The 16965-nt window shown below is 72.9% G+C and carries 12 protein-coding genes; 9 read left to right on the top strand and 3 right to left on the bottom strand.

The window, feature by feature from the left end:
- Nucleotides 1–38 precede the first annotated feature (38 nt).
- A complete protein-coding gene (locus ACIRF9_RS10435) occupies nt 39–2207 on the bottom strand; it encodes a SpoIIE family protein phosphatase (protein ID WP_403819043.1) in 2169 nt (722 codons plus the stop codon).
- 154 nt (nt 2208–2361) lie between these two features.
- Between ACIRF9_RS10435 and ACIRF9_RS10440 the strand changes: the two genes are divergently transcribed.
- The 6 genes from ACIRF9_RS10440 (at nt 2362) to ACIRF9_RS10465 (ending at nt 8867) form a co-directional block, all read left to right on the top strand.
- The gene (locus ACIRF9_RS10440) at nt 2362–4809 is read left to right on the top strand and encodes a SpoIIE family protein phosphatase (protein ID WP_403818921.1); all 2448 of its coding nucleotides are present in this window, start codon (nt 2362–2364) and stop codon (nt 4807–4809) included.
- Nucleotides 4810–4916: 107 nt separating this feature from the next.
- Nucleotides 4917–5099, top strand: a complete 183-nt coding sequence (locus ACIRF9_RS10445; RefSeq protein ID WP_403818923.1) for a hypothetical protein — start codon at nt 4917–4919, stop codon at nt 5097–5099.
- Nucleotides 5100–5156: 57 nt separating this feature from the next.
- The gene (locus ACIRF9_RS10450) at nt 5157–6224 is read left to right on the top strand and encodes a glucose-1-phosphate thymidylyltransferase (RefSeq protein WP_403818925.1); all 1068 of its coding nucleotides are present in this window, start codon (nt 5157–5159) and stop codon (nt 6222–6224) included.
- Nucleotides 6221–7189 (top strand): dTDP-glucose 4,6-dehydratase, encoded by a 969-nt coding sequence (gene rfbB, locus ACIRF9_RS10455; RefSeq protein ID WP_403818926.1) that lies wholly within the window; start codon nt 6221–6223, stop codon nt 7187–7189. Before ACIRF9_RS10450 ends, rfbB begins: the two co-directional genes overlap by 4 nt.
- Nucleotides 7186–8067 carry a dTDP-4-dehydrorhamnose reductase gene (gene rfbD / locus ACIRF9_RS10460; RefSeq protein WP_403818928.1) on the top strand — a complete coding sequence of 294 codons (882 nt, stop codon included), beginning with the start codon at nt 7186–7188 and terminating at the stop codon, nt 8065–8067. Before rfbB ends, rfbD begins: the two co-directional genes overlap by 4 nt.
- Nucleotides 8064–8867, top strand: coding sequence for a class I SAM-dependent methyltransferase (locus ACIRF9_RS10465; RefSeq protein WP_403818930.1), 804 nt, complete (start codon nt 8064–8066; stop codon nt 8865–8867). The genes rfbD and ACIRF9_RS10465 overlap by 4 nt, the downstream gene beginning before the upstream one ends.
- 152 nt (nt 8868–9019) lie before the next feature.
- Here the strand turns inward: ACIRF9_RS10465 and ACIRF9_RS10470 are convergent, their stop codons facing one another.
- Complete coding sequence (locus tag ACIRF9_RS10470; RefSeq protein WP_403818932.1) at nt 9020–10921, bottom strand: glycosyltransferase family 2 protein; 1902 nt, start codon at nt 10919–10921, stop codon at nt 9020–9022.
- A gap of 177 nt (nt 10922–11098) precedes the next feature.
- On the opposite strand from ACIRF9_RS10470, the gene ACIRF9_RS10475 reads away from it, so the two are divergent.
- Nucleotides 11099–11599 carry a metallophosphoesterase family protein gene (locus tag ACIRF9_RS10475; protein ID WP_403818934.1) on the top strand — a complete coding sequence of 167 codons (501 nt, stop codon included), beginning with the start codon at nt 11099–11101 and terminating at the stop codon, nt 11597–11599.
- A gap of 184 nt (nt 11600–11783) precedes the next feature.
- On the opposite strand, the gene ACIRF9_RS10480 is transcribed toward ACIRF9_RS10475, so the two are convergent.
- Nucleotides 11784–12902 (bottom strand): XdhC family protein, encoded by a 1119-nt coding sequence (locus tag ACIRF9_RS10480; protein ID WP_403818936.1) that lies wholly within the window; start codon nt 12900–12902, stop codon nt 11784–11786.
- Between the two features lie 147 nt (nt 12903–13049).
- Between ACIRF9_RS10480 and ACIRF9_RS10485 the strand changes: the two genes are divergently transcribed.
- Entirely contained in the window at nt 13050–15008 is a 1959-nt protein-coding gene (locus ACIRF9_RS10485; RefSeq protein ID WP_403818937.1) for a GTP-binding protein, read from the top strand.
- Between the two features lie 94 nt (nt 15009–15102).
- Nucleotides 15103–16962, top strand: a complete 1860-nt coding sequence (locus tag ACIRF9_RS10490) for an endoglycosylceramidase (RefSeq protein ID WP_403818939.1) — start codon at nt 15103–15105, stop codon at nt 16960–16962.
- Nucleotides 16963–16965 lie beyond the last annotated feature (3 nt).

Here is a 16965-nt window from a genome sequence, read left to right on the forward strand (position 1 = left end):
ATGTGAACGGTCCGGCCCTCCGGCGGGGGCCGGACCGTTCACGTTCCGTCGTCCCCTTCGTCGCTCTGTGCCCGCAGCAACAGCAGCGCCACGTCGTCGATCCGCTCCTCGGCCGCCGCGTAGGGCCCCACCAACTCGTCGGCCAGCTCCTCCAGCGGACGGTCGCCGCCCTCGCCCAGCCGCCGCCCCAGAGCGGCGACCGCGTCCTCGATGTCCACCCCCGGCGTCTCGATCAGCCCGTCCGTGTACAGGGCGAGGACACACCCGGGGGCGAGCTCCACCTCCGTCGTCGGATACGTCGCCGACCCGTCGATGCCCAGCAGCGGACCGCCCGCGAGGTCGAGGACCCGCACCTGACCGTCCGCGCGGCGCAGCAGCGGCGGGGGATGCCCGGCCCGCGCCATCACCGCCCGCCCGCGCCCCGGGTCCAGCCGCAGGTACAGGCAGCTGGCGAACAGCTCCGACCCCAGGTCGATCAGCAGCCGGTTGGTGCTGCGCATGACCTCCGCCGGCTCCTGCCCGACGGTCGTGTACGCCCGTACTGCCGTACGGATCTGCCCCATCAGCCCGGCCGCGGTCACGTTGTGGCCCTGGACGTCCCCGATCACCGCGGCCGCCAGCGGCCGGGACGGCACCAGGTCGTAGAAGTCCCCGCCGATCTCCATCCCGCGGGTGGCGGGCAGATAGCGGGCGGTGGCCCGGACGCCGGGCAGCCGCGGCAGCGAGTGGGGGAGGAGTGCCGCCTGCAGGCCGTGGGCGAGCTGGTGCTTGACGTCGTACAGCAGGGCACGGTCGAGGGCCTGCGCGATCAGCCCGGCGAGGCTGGACAGCACCGCGCGCTCATGGGTGGAGAACGAGTGCGGTTCGGCGTACGCCAGCACACACGCGCCCACCGGGCGGCCGGAGGCGATCAGCGGCAGGTAGGCCCAGGCCGCGAAGCCGTCGGGAGTGGAGTGCCGGGTCGGATACAGGTGTTCCAGCTGCCGCCGCGACTCGAAGAACGCGGGGACCCCGTGGGCGACGGCGTGCGCGCCCGGCGTCGCCGCGGACAGCGGCATTCCGTCGAACCGCTCCACGACGTGCGGGTCGGGATACCCGTGGTGCCCCAGCACATGCAGCCGCCCCGCCCGCGCGCCGAGCAGCGCCAGGGCCTCACTGCCCACCGTCGGCGCGATCTCGTCCGCGACCAGCCCCACCACGTCCTGCACGCTCACCGTCTCGGTGAGCGCCCCCGCCAGACTCAGCGCCTGCGACATCGACACCAGCCGGGTCGGCGCGTCCCCCGGCCGCGCGTCGGACGGCGGGGTCGCCGTCACGTTCCGGGCCCGCGTGATCCGGACACTGATCCCCGTGGTGCTCGGATACAGCCGGAACGACAACCAGTCCGAGGGCGGCCGCAGCGCCACGAACGACACGGGGTCCTGACTGAGCAGCGCGGCCCGGTAGCGCTCCTCGTACGACGGATCGTTGAGCCAGGGCACCGCCGCCCACAGCTGCACCCCCAGCAGCCGGCCCACCGTCACCCCGAGCAGCTCGGCCGCTGCGGAATTGGCGAAGCCCACCCGCCCGCTCAGATCCAGCGAGCACAACCCGTACGGCAGCCGGGCCACCATCCGGGCCGCCTCCACGGTGCCGAGGGTGTCCGCGGTCCCGCCGATCGACCACGCGTCCATCAGATCGGACTCGACCCGCAGCGTGAGATTCTCCGCCGCGGCCCGCTCCAGCCGCACCGCCAGCCGGTCGCAGGCCGACGTCAGCTGCTCGCGCTCCGGCACGGACAGCACCGGCGGATGCGAGCCGGGCCAGGTCACATAGGCCGCGCCGTACACCCGGGAGGCCGTCGCGATCGGCATCGCGGCCAGCGCGAAGGGATACGGCAGCACGACGGCGATCCGCGGATAACGGCGGGCCATGTCCTCCTCCCCGCCGACCCACACCAGCCGCCGCTCGCGCACCGCCTCGGCGACGGGGATCGGCGCGTTCAGCCCGACCCGCTCCCAGGGCGCCGCGAACGACCGGGGCAGCCCCGCCGTGACCGCCATCTGCAGCACCGGCTCGTCGCCCGGGCGCAGGTACACCGCACCGGAGTGCGCGCCGACGGCGTCCATCATCGAAGTCAGCGCGAGGGACAGCAGCGGCCGGCCGATCGGCGTCCGCACAGCCGTGGCCGCCTGACCGGACTCCTGCCCGTCGGACACGGCGACCACCTCCTCGGCCCACAGGTCGCCCCGGTCCCCAGGGTCCAAATCTGCCCCCTGGCGGCCCGGCGCGCACGGCGAACGGGGAGCGGCGGGGACTCCGGGCGCCCCACACGTCGAACAGGGGCTGCGCACAGGTCGCATAAGCGCTGTAATTGCGGACGTGGTCAGTGAGGGTGCTGCGGAGCGCAGAACGGGACCCGTGCGTGCCGAAACAGCCCTCAAAACGATCACGGCCGATCCCGCCTCCCCCGATCGGCTCAGGCGCGTCCTCGAACAGGCACTCGTCTTCACCGGCGCGACCCTCGCCGCCGTGTACACGCCCGGCGACGACGGCACCCTGCTCCGCCTCACCGAGTCGGCCGGTGTCCCCACGACGCTCTACGGGCTGCGCGAGAGCTACCCCGCCGACGGGCGCTCCCCGGCCGCCGACGCCCACCGCACCGGGCGGCCGGTGTGGCTGGGGCCGGACCAGCTCGCCGACTCCGCTCAGTCGCGGCGCTCGGCCGTGCGGGACGTCCACCTCGCGGTGCTGCCGGTGCGCGACGGCGGGGGCGCCTGTCTGCTCGCCGTCACCGAGCGGCCCACCGGCTTCGACGGCGACGACCGCGCCTGCCTGGAACTCGTGGCGGAGGCCGTCGCCGCACCCGCCCCGCCCGCCCCCGACGAGGGCGGGGAACCGCGCGCCGACGCCTTCGGCCTCGCCATGGACACCGGTCGTGTCGAGGTGGGCGACGCGATCCTGGAACTGTTCGGCATGGACCGGGAGGACTTCGACGGCCGCGTGGAGACCCTCCTCGGCCGGACCGTCCCCGAGGACCTCCCCTCCCTGATGTCCGTCGTCGAGGCCGACCACATGTCGATCGGCGAGCGCGAACTGGAGTTCCGGGTGCTCCGGCCCGACGGCCCGCCCCGCTGGGTGCAACTGCGCGGCCGGCTGCTGCCCGGCGGGGAGGGACAGCCCGCACGGCTCGTCGGCACCGTCGCCGACGCCTCCACCCTGCGCGCCGAGATCACCGACGTGGCCCGCGTCCAGCGCCTCGCCGCCGCGCTCGCCACCGCCGGGACCGTACGTGACGTCAGCCAGGCCGTCGTCACGGCCCTGCGCAAGCCGCTGCGCGCCGACCGGATCGCGCTCGCCGAGCTGGAGAACGAACGGCTCGTCGTCATCGTCCTCGACCCGCCCGAACCCGAGGCCTGGCCCGAGCTGTGGCAGTCGGAGTGGCGCGGCGAGTGGCCCGACGCGCCCGTGCGCGCCATGCCCACCCTCGCCACCGCGCTGCGCGAGGGCCGCGCCCAGATCTGGCCCGCCGGCGCCACCGAACTGGAACCCGCCCTCGCCGAGGTCGGCCCCGGCGGCCTCGCCGTGCTCCCGCTGCCCGCCGGCGGCCGGATGGCGGGCGCCTGTCTCATCGGCTGGGACAGCCCGCACGAGTTCGGGCCGGACGAACGTGCCCTGCTCACCGCGTCCGCCGGACTCGCCGGACAGGCTCTGCTGCGGGCCCACGCCTTCGACGCCGAGCACGAACTCGTCGGCATGCTCCAGCGCCAGCTCCTCCCGCGCCGCCTGCCCGAGCTCCCCGGCGGCGTCGCCGTCGCCCGCTATCTGCCCGCCACCGCCGGCCTGGAGGTGGGCGGCGACTGGTACGACGTGATCCCGCTGCCCGACCACCACGTCGCCCTCGTCATCGGCGACGTCCAGGGCCACAGCGCGGCCGCCGCCACCCTGATGGGCCAGATGCGCACCGCCCTGCGCGCCTACGCCGCCGAGGGCCATCCACCGGACGTGGTCGTCGCCCACGCCAACCGGCTGCTGATGGAACTGGAGACCGACCTCTTCGCCACCTGCTGCTATGTCGACGTCGACATGGAGACCGGCACCGCCTGGTGCGTGCGCGCCGGACACCCGCCCCCCGTGCTGCGCCACCCGGACGGCGCGACCGAGATCGCCGAGGGCGACGGCGGCCCGCCGCTCGGCGTGCTGGAGCGGACCGAGTTCCCGATGACCCCGCTGCGGCTGCTGCCCGGCACGGTGCTCGCCCTGACCACGGACGGTCTGGTCGAGGCCGCCGACCTCGACATCGACACCGGCCTGGACCGCCTCGCCCACGAGCTGTCCGGCTCCGACCCCGCCCACCTGGGCCTCGTCGCCGACGGCCTGCTCGGCGGCGCCCCCCGCACCGACGACATCGCCCTGCTCCTGCTGCGCTACGACGGCATGGCCGTCAAGCCCCGGCGCGAGGGCTGGACCGTCTGGCGCGTCCCCGAGGCGGCCCGGCAGGCCCGCCGCTTCACCCGGCGCACCCTGCGCTCCTGGGGCGTGCCCGGGGACGCCATGGACACGGCCCTGCTCGTGGTCTCCGAACTCGTCACCAACGCCCTGGTGCACACCGACGGCCGGGTCCGGCTCGACCTCACCCTGATCGACGAGCGGCTGCGCGTCGCCCTTACCGACGCCTCGCCCCGTACGCCCGTCAAACCCACCAGCCTGGGCTGGGAGGCGACCGGAGGCCGGGGGATCCTCCTCGTGGAGGCCGTGTCCGAGGCATGGGGCACGCTCCCCGTCAGCGGCGGCAAGCAGGTGTGGGCCGAGCTCTCCGTCGAGGGCTGACCCGCAAGGCCGAGCGCCGGGGTGTCCGCGCGGCGGAGGGGGGTACTCGGCCGCTCGTGGCCCCACGTGAAGAGTTCCGTGGGCCCACGCGAAAGGTGATGAACGCCGTGACCTCGTCCACTGAGGAGAAGCCCGCCCCGCGCCGAGCCGAGACCGGCTGGGCCCGCGCCCGCCGGCTGCGCCGCGACCTGTGGGCCCTGCGCACCTGCCTGCCCGCCGTCGTCGGACCCGCGACCCCGCCCGGGATGCGCTCCGGCCCGGAATGGAACATCGTCAGGGGTGAGGACTGAAAGGCACGTAACCCTACGAACCAGGCATCCGGGCCACCGGGAGCCCGAGGTGAGGCGATGAAGGCTCTCGTGCTCTCCGGCGGTGCCGGAACCCGACTCCGGCCGATCACACACACCTCGGCCAAACAGCTCGTCCCCGTGGCCAACAAGGCCGTGCTCTTCTACGGCCTGGAGTCCATCGCCGCCGCGGGCGTCACCGAGGTCGGTGTGATCGTCGGCGACACGGCCGACGAGATCCGCGAGGCGGTCGGCGACGGCTCACGCTTCGGCCTCGACATCACGTACATCCTCCAGGAGCGGCCCCTCGGCCTCGCCCACGCGGTCGTCGTCGCCCGCGACTACCTCGGCGACGACGACTTCGTGATGTACCTGGGCGACAACTTCATCGTCGGCGGCATCACGGACCTCGTCCACGAGTTCCGCGGCACCCGCCCCGCCGCCCAGATCCTCCTCACCCGGGTCCCCGACCCCCGCGCCTTCGGCGTCGCCGAACTCGACGCGGCCGGACAGGTCGTCGGCCTGGAGGAGAAACCCGAACGGCCCAAGAGCGACCTCGCCCTGGTCGGCGTCTACCTGTTCACCCCCGCCATCCACGCCGCCGTACGCGCCATCAAGCCCTCCCGGCGCGGCGAGCTGGAGATCACCCACGCCATCCAGCGGCTGATCGACACGGGCGCCGACGTGCGCTCCACGATCATCAAGGGCTACTGGAAGGACACCGGAAACGTCGTCGACATGCTGGAGGTCAACCGGACCGTCCTGGAGGGTCTCGAACGCCGGATCGACGGCGAGGTCGACGAGGCCTCCGAGACCGTCGGCCGGGTCGTCGTCGAGGCGGGCGCCACCGTGGTCAACTCACGGCTCGTCGGACCCGTCGTCATCGGCGCGGGCACCGAGGTCCGCGACTCCTACGTCGGCCCCTTCACCTCCGTCGCGGAGAACTGCCGGATCACCGACAGCGAGCTGGAGTTCTCGATCGTGCTGCGCGACTCGTCCATCGACGGGGTGGGCCGCATCGAGAACTCCCTGATCGGCCGACATGTGGAAGTCACGCCCGCGCCCGGCGTGCCGAGCGCCCATCGTCTCGTCCTCGGCGACCACAGCAAGGTACAGATCCACACATGAACCTCCTCGTCACCGGAGCCGCCGGTTTCATCGGCTCCACGTACGTCCGCGGCCTCCTCGCCCGCGACACCGCCCTCGAGATCACCGTCCTCGACAAACTCACCTACGCGGGCACCCTCACCAACCTGCCCGTCGGCCACCCCCGCCTGGAGTTCGTGCAGGGTGACATCTGCGACGCCGACCTCGTCGACAAGCTGACAGCCGCCGCCGACCAGATCGTGCACTTCGCCGCCGAGTCCCACGTGGACCGCTCCATCGAGGGCGCCGGGACCTTCGTCCGCACCAATGTGCTCGGCACCCAGACGCTGCTGGACGCGGCCCTGCGGCACGGCACCGGACCGTTCGTGCACGTCTCCACCGACGAGGTCTACGGCTCCATCGAGACCGGCTCCTGGCCCGAGGACCATCCGCTGAGCCCCAACTCCCCGTACTCCGCGTCGAAGGCGTCCTCCGACCTGATCGCCCTCGCCCACCACCGCACCCACGGCCTGGACGTCCGCGTCACCCGCTGCTCCAACAACTACGGCCCGCACCAGTTCCCCGAGAAGGTGATCCCGCTCTTCGTGACGAACCTCCTCGACGGCGAGCGGGTCCCCCTCTACGGCGACGGACGCAACGTCCGCGACTGGCTGCACGTCGAGGACCACTGCCGGGGCATCGACCTCGTCCGCACCCAGGGCCGCCCCGGCGAGGTCTACCACATCGGCGGCGGCACCGAACTGAGCAACCGCGAGCTGACCGGGCTGCTGCTCGAGGCCTGCGGCGCCGGCTGGGACCGGGTCGACCACGTGCCCGACCGCAAGGGCCACGACCTGCGCTACAGCGTCGACTGGACCAAGGCCCGCACCGAACTCGGCTACCGCCCCCGCCACGACTTCACGGCCGGCCTCGCCGACACCGTCGCCTGGTACCGGGACCACCGCGACTGGTGGGAGCCCCTGAAGCGGGGAGCGGCGACCGTATGAGATGGCTCGTCACCGGTGCGGCCGGCCTGCTCGGCCGCGACACCGTCGAGGAACTGGCCCGGCGCGGCGAGGACGTGACCGGCCTCGACCACTCGGCCCTGGACATCACCTGCCCGGACTCGGTCGACCGGGCGTTCGCCGCGCACCGGCCCGGCCTGGTGGTCAACTGCGCCGCCCACACGGCCGTCGACGACGCCGAGACCGACGAAACCCGCGCCCTGCGGATCAACGGCGACGGCCCCCGGCTGCTCGCCCGCGCCTGCGCCGCGCACGGCGCCCGGCTGATCCACGTCTCCACCGACTACGTCTTCGCCGGGGACGCCGCAGCCCCCTACCCGGAGGACCATCCCCCGGCCCCGCGCACCGCCTACGGCCGCACCAAACTCGCCGGCGAACGGGCCGTCCTCGCCGAACTCCCGGACGCCTCCGTCGTCGTGCGCACCGCCTGGCTCTACGGCGTCCACGGCCACAGTTTCGTGCGGACGATGCTCGACCTTGAGGCCCGCCGCGACACCGTCGACGTCGTCGACGACCAGCGCGGCCAGCCCACCTGGAGCGCGGACGTCGCCGCCCGCATCGCCGACCTGGGACCGCGGACCGGCCGCACGGCCCGGGGCGTCTTCCACGCCACGGCGTCCGGCGAGGCCAGCTGGTACGAACTGGCCCGCGAGATCTTCCGCCGGATCGACGCCGACCCCGACCGGGTGCGCCCCACCACCAGCGACGCCTTCCCGCGGCCGGCGCCGCGCCCCGCGTACAGCGTGCTCGGGCACGGCCGGTGGCGGGAGACGGGCCTGAGCCCCCTGCGGGACTGGCGCACCGCCCTGCACGAAGCACTGCCCCTCATCCGCAAGGAGACCCAAGGAGTCCGTTCGTGAAACGCCACGAGTTCCTGCGGGAACTGCACAAGGTCACGGCCACCCGCAACTACCTGGAGATCGGTGTCAACGACGGCCGCAGTCTGCGCCTGTCCCGCGTCCCCAGCATCGCCGTCGACCCCGCGTTCAAGGTGACCACCGAGATCCGCTGCGACGTCCACCTGGTGAAGGCCACCAGCGACGACTTCTTCGCCCGCGACAACCCCCTCCAGCACCTCAAGGGCGGCCGGCACCCCTGGCGCAACCTGCGCCGCGGCCGCCGCCCCCTCGGCCACTGGCGGCGCACCACCCTCGACCTCTCCTTCATCGACGGCATGCACCTGTTCGAGTACGCGCTGCGCGACTTCATCAACGTCGAGCGGCACTCCGACTGGGCGAGCGTGATCGTCTTCGACGACATGTTGCCGCGCAACGTCGACGAGGCGGCCCGCGACCGGCACACCGGCGCCTGGACCGGCGACGTCTTCAAGGTCGTCGAGATCCTCGGCCGCCACCGCCCCGACCTCGTCACCGTCCTCGTCGACACCCATCCCACCGGCCAGCTCGTCGTCTTCGGCGCCGACCCGCGCAGCCGGGTGCTGAGCCAGAAGTACGACGAGATCATCGCCGAGTTCGACGTGCCCGACCCGCAGAAGGTCCCCGAGACGGTCCTGGACCGGGTGCGCGCGGTGCCGCCGGAGACCCTGCTGGCGGCGGGCTTCTGGCGCCCCCTCGTCCGGGCCCGCAACCTCGGCCTGTCGCGCTCCCGGGGCTGGGGTCCATTGCGCGGAGCTCTGGAGCGGGTGGCGGTCGGAGGCTGATCCCGCGCTGCCCGGTCCCGGGACCGGGCAGCGCCCCGAAGGGGCGCGGGGCTGTGCCGACATGCGGCTCCGCCGCGTGGGCGCGACCAGCCACGACGGCACCGCAGACGAAAGACGGCGCCGTCGCGGTACTCCCAGCGGAGCAGGAGCGCTCAGCCCCGCCCGAGCACCCGGAGCAGCGCGCGCCGCACCCGGCGTACCAGCCGCCGCAGCCCGCCGGGCCGGGGCGCCGGCACCGCGCGAACCCCGTCCGCCCCTACGCGCAGCGCCACCGGAAGCGGATGGAACCGCGCGCCCGCCACGTCCGGCGTGAGACACAGCGCCGTGCGCCAGGTGCGCCCCGCGAGGTCCGCCGTAGGCAGCCCGGCCTCCAGCCGGCCGCCGGGAAGCAGCACGGCGGGCACGTCGTGGGAACCCGCTCCGGTCAGCCGCAGCAGCACCCCCGTACGCGCGGACACGTACAGCGGCAGGTCCACGCCGATCCGCTCCCCGGCGACCGAGACGTCCGCGGGTGTGAGCCGGCCGAGGCCCAGCCGCTTGCCGGCGCGGCCGATGTCCAGCGCGAGACTGGCGTGCCGGTCGGTCCAGTACGGCAGCACCACCCGGCCGGCGACGACCCCGGCGGGCGGGGCGGGACGCTCGTGGCGGGGCGCCGGGCCCAGCCGCAGCTCCTTCGTCCAGCCGCCGAGACCGACCCGCACGTACGCGTCCCACAGCCCGTCGGCCGGCAGCACCGCGCGGTCCGCGGGGTCGACGGCCGCCGTCCCCCGCAGCACCAGCCGCACCCGGCTGCCGTCCCCGGCCGGAACCGTCTCCCGGACCACCTCCACCGGATGGAAGTACTGCGCCGCGCTGGCGCGGTCCCGCAGCAGCAGGTCCGGCCTGGCCTTCCCGAACCGGCCGACGGTGTCCTCGCCCAGCCACCGCACCGCCTCCCCGACGTCCGCCGGCGGCCACTGCGGGGAACCCCCGGCGGCCGGGAACGTCATCGGCCCGCCGTCGTGCGTCAGCTCGGCGGCGAACGCGATCCGCAGCACGCCGTCCTGCCAGCGGACGTCCTCCGGGTCGACGGTGAGCGCGACACCGGCCTCCCACTCGGCGAACGCGACGACGTCGTCGTAGCGCCCCTCCCCGACGAGGGCGGCGACCACCCGCTGGGTGGGCTGCAGCGGCGCCGCCACGCCCGGCCCGAACCGTTCGACGACCACCCCGTGGATCTCGTCGAACAGCCCCTTGCGGTAGTCCTCGGGCAGCTTCAGGAACCGGCGGCCGCGCAGCCGCTCCACCATCTCCACCCGCAGCCAGCGACGGAACAACCGGTCGCGCAGCGGTCCCGGCTCGGTGTACTTCTCCACGACGTCGAGGGCCTCACGGAGGTTCTTGAAGTACCCGACGGGGTCGAAGCGCTGGAAGCCCGCGTTCGCGTCGTCGTCGCGCCGGACGTGGTAGTAGCAGACGTAGTCGCTCAGCACCGAGACGTTGTCCGCGCGCAGAAAGGCCTCGGTGACGAAGACGTGGTCCTCCAGGCGCCGCCGCCCCTCCGGGAAGCGCAGCCCGGTGCGCTCCAGGAACGCGCGGCGGACCATCTTGTGCGGGGTGAGGCTGTCGATGAGCGGCGCGTTCTCGACGCTCGCCTTCGGCCGGTTCACCCGGAACAGCTCCACCGGCACCCCGCGGCCCCGGCCCACCATCTTGCCCACGACGACGTCGGCGCCGTTGGCCACGCCGTAGTCGTACATTCGTTCAAGCGCCTCGTCGCCGAGGTGGTCGTCGTTGTCGACGAACATCACGTACTCGCCCCGGGCGGCGTCGATGCCGACGTTGCGGGGCTTGCCCGACCAGCCGGAGTTCTCCTGGTGGATGACCCGCACCCGGGGGTCCTCGGCGGCGAGCGCGTCGAGGCGGGCCGGGGTGGCGTCGGTGGAGCCGTCGTCGACGAAGATCACTTCGTACTCGTCGGGCGGCAACGACTGCCTCAGCAGCGACGCGACACAGTCCTCGATGTAGGCACCGGGGTTGTACACGGGGACGATCACGCTGACCTTGACCGGCATCGGGCTCCTGGCCCCCTTTGGATCTCTGCCCTCGGGCGGATGAGCGTGGCCCGATGCTAACTCCGCCTTCCGTCGGCCACCTGTTCTGTTCCCCAGCGTTCATGAGCCGTTGCCCGCAGTTCCGGGCCTCAACCGGTGGCACGGGCCTGGGCCGGCCGAGGGACGTAGCCTGACGGCGTGCGTCTGCTGCTGATGTCCGACACCCACCTCCCCAAACGCGCCAAGGCGCTTCCCGCCCCCCTGCTCGACGAGCTCCCGCACGCGGACGTCGTCCTCCACGCCGGGGACTGGGTCGACGCGGCCACCCTCGACCTGCTGGAGAGCCGAAGCCGCCGGCTGATCGGCGTGTACGGCAACAACGACGGCCCCGAGCTGCGCGCCCGGCTGCCCGAGGTCGCGTACGCCGACCTCGGCGGGCTGCGTTTCGGCGTCGTCCACGAGACCGGCCCCGCCCAGGGCCGCGAGGCCCGCTGCGCCGCCCGCTACCCCGATCTCGACGTGCTCGTCTTCGGCCACAGCCACATCCCCTGGGACACCACCGCCCCCGGGGGACTGCGCCTGCTCAACCCCGGCTCCCCGACCGACCGCCGCCGGCAGCCGCACTGCACGTACCTGACGGCCACCGCGGCCGACGGCCGCCTCACGGACGTCGTCCTGCACCGCCTGCCGCCCCGCTGAGCGGGTGAACCGGGCCGGCAAAGGGAACCGGGCCGCTCCCCGGCCGAAACGGTCGGAGGCGGCCCGGCTGCTGCGAGTGTGCGTTGCTTCACGGACCTCCTTCCCTCAAGGAGACAGAAGCAGAGGACATGCATGCCTGTCCGTTGAGGGGGCGACTACCCCGACGCCGCACCTCCCACACGTCCTAAATCGACGGATTTTCGGGCTTTTGACCATGGATTGCCCCGGCCGTCGCCGTCAGCGGGGCACCACTGCCGCCCCAGCGCAGCGCGACGATCTCCGCGGCCACCGACACGGCCACCTCCTCGGGCGTACGGGCACCGAGGTCGAGCCCGACGGGAGAGCGCAGCCGGGCCAGTTCGCGCTCGCTCAGCCCGGCCTCGACGAGCCGTCGCCGGCGGTCGTCATGGGTGCGCCGACTGCCCATCGCCCCGATGTACGCGGCCGGCCGACGCAGCGCCTCCTCGAGGAGCGGTACGTCGAACCTGGGGTCATGGGTGAGGACGCAGATCACCGTGCGCCCGTCGGTGTCCGTGCCGCGCAGATAGCGGTGCGGCCAGTCGACGACCACCTCGACGCCCTCCGGGAAGCGCCTCGGCGTGGCGAACACGGGACGCGCGTCGCACACCGTGACCCGGTAGCCCAGGAAGTCACCGATCCGGGCCACGGCCGCCGCGTAGTCGATCGCCCCGAACACCAGCATGCGCGGCGGCGGCGCGAAGGAGTGCAGGAACACCGCGACCGCGTCCTCGCGCCGCTGCCCGCGCGGCCCGTAGTGGCGCAGCCCCGTCACGCCGAGGGCGAGTTCCCCGCGCGCGTCGGCCGTGACCGCCGCGTCCAGGCCCTCCGTGCCGAGCGTCCCGGAGACACGGTCCGGCCAGACGGCGCGCGTGGCCCCGCGCGGGGCCGGTCCGTCGGTCACCGTGGCCAGGGTGACCGGATCACCCGCGGCGACCGAGTCCGCGAGCGCGCCGAACGAGGGATCGAGGCCGGGCGCGACCGGCCGCACCAGCACGGTGATCTCCCCGCCGCAGGTCAGCCCCACCGCGAACGCGTCCTCGTCGCTGTACCCGAACGTCTCCAGGCGCGCCTGGCCGCTCGCCACGACCTCCTGGGCGAGCTCGAACACCGCGCCCTCCACACAGCCCCCCGACACACTGCCCACGACCTCGTCGTCCGGCCCCACCGCCATGGCCGCCCCCGGATCGCGCGGCGCGCTGCCGCTGACCGCGACCACCGTCGCGAGCCCGAACGGCACATCCGCGGCGTACCACCCGCGCAGCACCGGGAGAATCTCGCGCATCCTTGAACGTTAATCCGTTGCCGCCCGCCCCGCCCTTCTGCTGCACTGCGCGGGTACCGGACCCCGCACACCCAGGAGCAGAGATGCGCACACCGTTCATGTCCATCCCGGAAGGAATCACCCCCACCCCAAAGGACATGACACCTCGTGCATCTGCTCAACCTCGGGATCCTCGCGCACGTCGACGCCGGTAAGACCAGCCTCACCGAGCGACTGCTGCACTCGGCCGGGATCATCGACGAGATCGGCAGCGTCGACGCCGGCAGTACGCAGACCGACACCCTCGCGCTGGAGCGGCAGCGCGGCATCACCATCAAGTCCGCCGTCGTCTCCTTCCCGGTCGACGACGTCACCGTCAACCTCATCGACACCCCGGGACACCCCGACTTCATCGCCGAGGTGGAGCGCGTCCTCGGTGTGCTCGACGGGGCCGTCCTCGTCGTCTCGGCCGTCGAGGGCGTCCAGGCGCAGACCAGGATCCTCCTGCGCACCCTGCGCCGGCTGCGCATCCCCACGCTCGTCTTCGTGAACAAGACCGACCGGCGCGGCGCCCGCGACACGGGTGTGCTGAGGGAGCTGACCGAGCGGCTGTCGGCGCCGGTCGTCCCGATGGGCACGGTCACCGGACTCGGCACCCGCGAGGCCGCCTTCCACCCCGCTCCGGTGCGCGAGGACGTCCTCACCGAGCACGACGACGACCTCCTCGCCGCGTACGTGGAGGGCACCCTCACGCCCGGGCGGGTGAGGGCCGCGCTCGTCGCCCAGACCCGCCGCGCGCTGGTCCACCCGGTGTACTTCGGCTCCGCCGCGACCGGCGCGGGCGTGCCCGAACTCGTCCGCGGCATCAAGGAGTTGCTGCCCGCCGCCGAGGGCGACCCCGAGGGCCCGCTGTCCGCGACCGTGTTCAAGGTGGAGCGCGGGCCGGCGGGCGAGAAGATCGCTTATGCCCGGCTGTTCTCCGGCACTTTGCGCGTCCGCGACCGCGTTCCCTGCGGCGACGGCGAGGGCAGGGTCACCGCGATCGGTGTCTTCGACCACGGCACCGACGTACGCCACGAGTCGGTCCCCGCGGGCCGGATCGCCCGCCTGTGGGGCCTCACCGACATCCGTGTCGGCGACAGCCTCGGCGCACCCCGCGCGAGGCACGGACACTTCTTCGCGCCGCCGACGCTGGAGACGGTCGTCGTGCCGGGCCCGGACACCGACCGGCGCTCCCTGCACCTGGCCCTCACCCAACTGGCCGAACAGGACCCGCTGATCGGCCTGCGCCACGACGAGGTCCGCCAGGAGACGTCCGTGTCGCTGTACGGCGAGGTGCAGAAGGAGGTCGTCCAGGCGACCCTCGCCGACGAGTACGGCCTGCACGTCAGCTTCCGTGAGACGACCCCTCTGTGCGTCGAGCGCCCGGTCGGCAGCGGGGCGGCCGCCGAGTTCATCAAGAAGGGCGTCAACCCGTTCCTCGCCACCGTCGGCCTGCGCGTCGAGCCCGCACCGCCCGGCACCGGTGTGACCTTCGCGCTCGAGGTGGAACTGGGCGCGATGCCGTACGCCTTCTTCAAGGCCGTCGAGGACACCGTCCGCGCCACCCTCGGTCAGGGGCTGCACGGCTGGCAGGTCACCGACTGCGCGGTCACCATGACCCATTCGGGTTACTGGCCCCGGCAGAGCCACGCCCACCAGGGCTTCGACAAGAGCATGTCGAGCACCGGGTACGACTTCCGCGGTCTCACCCCGCTGGTCCTGGTCGAGGCGCTGCGCCGGGCCGGCACCCGGGTCCACGAGCCGATGCACCGCTTCCGTCTCGAGGCCCCGGCGGACACGCTGGGCGGGCTGCTGCCCGTGCTGGCGGCCCAGCGCGCCGTACCGCGGACGACTCGGACCCGGGGTGGGCGGTGTGTGCTGGAGGGAGCGGTGCCGGCCGCGCGGGTGCACGGCCTCGAACAGCGGATCCCCGGGCTGACGCGGGGCGAGGGGGAGTGGGAGAGCGCCTTCGACCACTACGCGCCCGTCGCCCACGGCACGGTCCCGGAGCGGCCGCGGACGGACCACAACCCCCTCAACAGGAAGGAGTACCTGTTGAACGTGACGGGCCGGACGGGCGCCTGAGGCGAGTCGGCGCGAGAGAGGTGAACAATCGTCAACCTTACTCGTGAGTCAGAAGGTATTGACGGTGTCCTGAAATCGCCCGACTGTAGTGGACATGCCGAATATCCGGGCACGTCTGCTCGCTGTTCTGGTTGTCCTCTGCGGACTCTGCGGCTTCCTGACGGCGGCGGGCACCCCCGCCGCCGCGGCCACCGTCCCCGACTCCCTCTCGTTCGACGGCACGGCGCTCACCGTGTCGAACGGCCGCTTCGTGGACGCGAACGGCCGTGAGGTCGTGCTGCGCGGCTACAACGTCTCCGGCGAGACCAAGCTCGACGAGAACCACGGTCTGCCCTTCGCCTCGGTCGCCGACGCCAAGAAGTCGGCGACGGCCCTGCGCGCCCTCGGCGGCGGCAACTCCGTGCGCTTCCTGCTCTCCTGGGCCTACGCCGAACCGGTCAAGGGCCAGGTCGACACGGCCTACCTGGCCGCGGCCACCGAGCAGATGCGCGCCTTCCTCGACGCCGGCATCCGCGTCTACCCCGACTTCCACCAGGACCTCTACTCCCGCTACCTGTTCAACTCGGGCAGCTGGTACACCGGCGACGGGGCCCCCGCGTGGGCGGTGGAGCTCGGCGACTACCCCACCGAGTACTGCGGCATCTGCTTCCTCTGGGGGCAGAACATCACCCAGAACGCGGCGGTGAAGGAGGCTCAGTACGACTTCTGGCACAACAACTACGGCCTCCAGGACTACTTCCTGGCCACCGCCCAGAAGACCATGGCGTACATCAAGGCGAACCTCACCACCGAGGAGTTCACCGGCGTCCTGGGCTTCGACCCCTACAACGAGCCCTACGCCGGCACCTACGACTCCGGCCAGGCCAGCCGCACCTGGGAACGCGACGTGCTGTGGCCCTTCTACGTGAAGTTCCGGGCCCGGATGGACGCGGCCGGCTGGACCGACAAGCCCGCCTTCGTCGAGCCGAACCTCTTCTGGAACGGCAACGTCAGCAAGGAGGAGGGCGGCCTCCTCGACGCGGGCACCCTGGGCTCCCGGTACGTCTTCAACACCCACTTCTACGACCAGAAGGCCATCTCCGGCATCCTGATGTGGGGCAACGCGGAGGACGGCCAGTACGTCACCGACTTCGCCACCGTCCGTGACCGGGCCTCGGCGCTCGGCACGACGGCGATCGTCAGCGAGTTCGGGCATCCCCTCAACGGCAGCACCGCCGGCAAGGCACCGACCGTCCTGAAGGCGATGTACCAGGCCCTGGACTCCCGGGTGAAGGGTGCCAACTGGTGGACCACCCCGTCCACTTCGGGCCCGGTGCTGTCCGGTTCGCAATGGCAGTGGGACATCTACAACGGCCGCCACCACGAACTGATGAACGGCAACGCCGACAAGGTGCAGACCTCCGGCGACGCCTGGAACGACGAGGACCTCTCCGCCGTACGCCTCGACGACAGCGGTGTGGCGACGCTCCGTCAGGACGCCCGGCTCCTGGACCGCGTCTACCCGAGCGCCACCGCCGGCACCACCGTCGCCTTCACCTACGAGGACCGCTCCCGCGACGGCTCCACCACCCTCACCTGGAACCCGGTCCCCAGCAGCCTGCCGAACGTGGCCTCGCTGGTCGGCTCCGGACAGTACGGCGTGCTGGTGTGGCGCTCCAACGGCCGCACCGCGCCGACCGAACTGCATCTGCCCGCGTCCTTCCCGACCGCGTCCACCACGGTCGTCTCCGACCTGGGCACGGTGTACGGCCCGCCGGCGTACACGTCCTCGACGAAGATCGCCGCGGCCGTGGAACCGGGCGGCACGGGCAGCCGCCGACTGCTGCTCAGCGCCCCCGACTCCGGTGTGGTGCACTACGCGCTGGTGACCAACGGGGCGACCTCGCCGTCCGCGACCCTGCTGGCCGCGGCCCGCAGCGAGCTGGCGGCGTGGGTGGCGTCGAAGATCGGATAGATC

Source organism: Streptomyces sp. NPDC096132 (assembly GCF_044763345.1).
Taxonomy (GTDB): Bacteria; Actinomycetota; Actinomycetes; order Streptomycetales; family Streptomycetaceae; genus Streptomyces.

What these genes read in the sequence shown, in the direction of transcription:
- rfbD (WP_403818928.1), top strand. Translation starts at nt 7,186, where the DNA reads ATGAGATGGCTCGTCACCGGTGCGGCCGGCCTGCTCGGCCGCGACACC.
- ACIRF9_RS10480 (WP_403818936.1), bottom strand. Translation starts at nt 12,902, where the DNA reads ATGCGCGAGATTCTCCCGGTGCTGCGCGGGTGGTACGCCGCGGATGTG.
- ACIRF9_RS10470 (WP_403818932.1), bottom strand. Translation starts at nt 10,921, where the DNA reads ATGCCGGTCAAGGTCAGCGTGATCGTCCCCGTGTACAACCCCGGTGCC.
- ACIRF9_RS10490 (WP_403818939.1), top strand. Translation starts at nt 15,103, where the DNA reads ATGCCGAATATCCGGGCACGTCTGCTCGCTGTTCTGGTTGTCCTCTGC.
- rfbB (WP_403818926.1), top strand. Translation starts at nt 6,221, where the DNA reads ATGAACCTCCTCGTCACCGGAGCCGCCGGTTTCATCGGCTCCACGTAC.
- ACIRF9_RS10450 (WP_403818925.1), top strand. Translation starts at nt 5,157, where the DNA reads ATGAAGGCTCTCGTGCTCTCCGGCGGTGCCGGAACCCGACTCCGGCCG.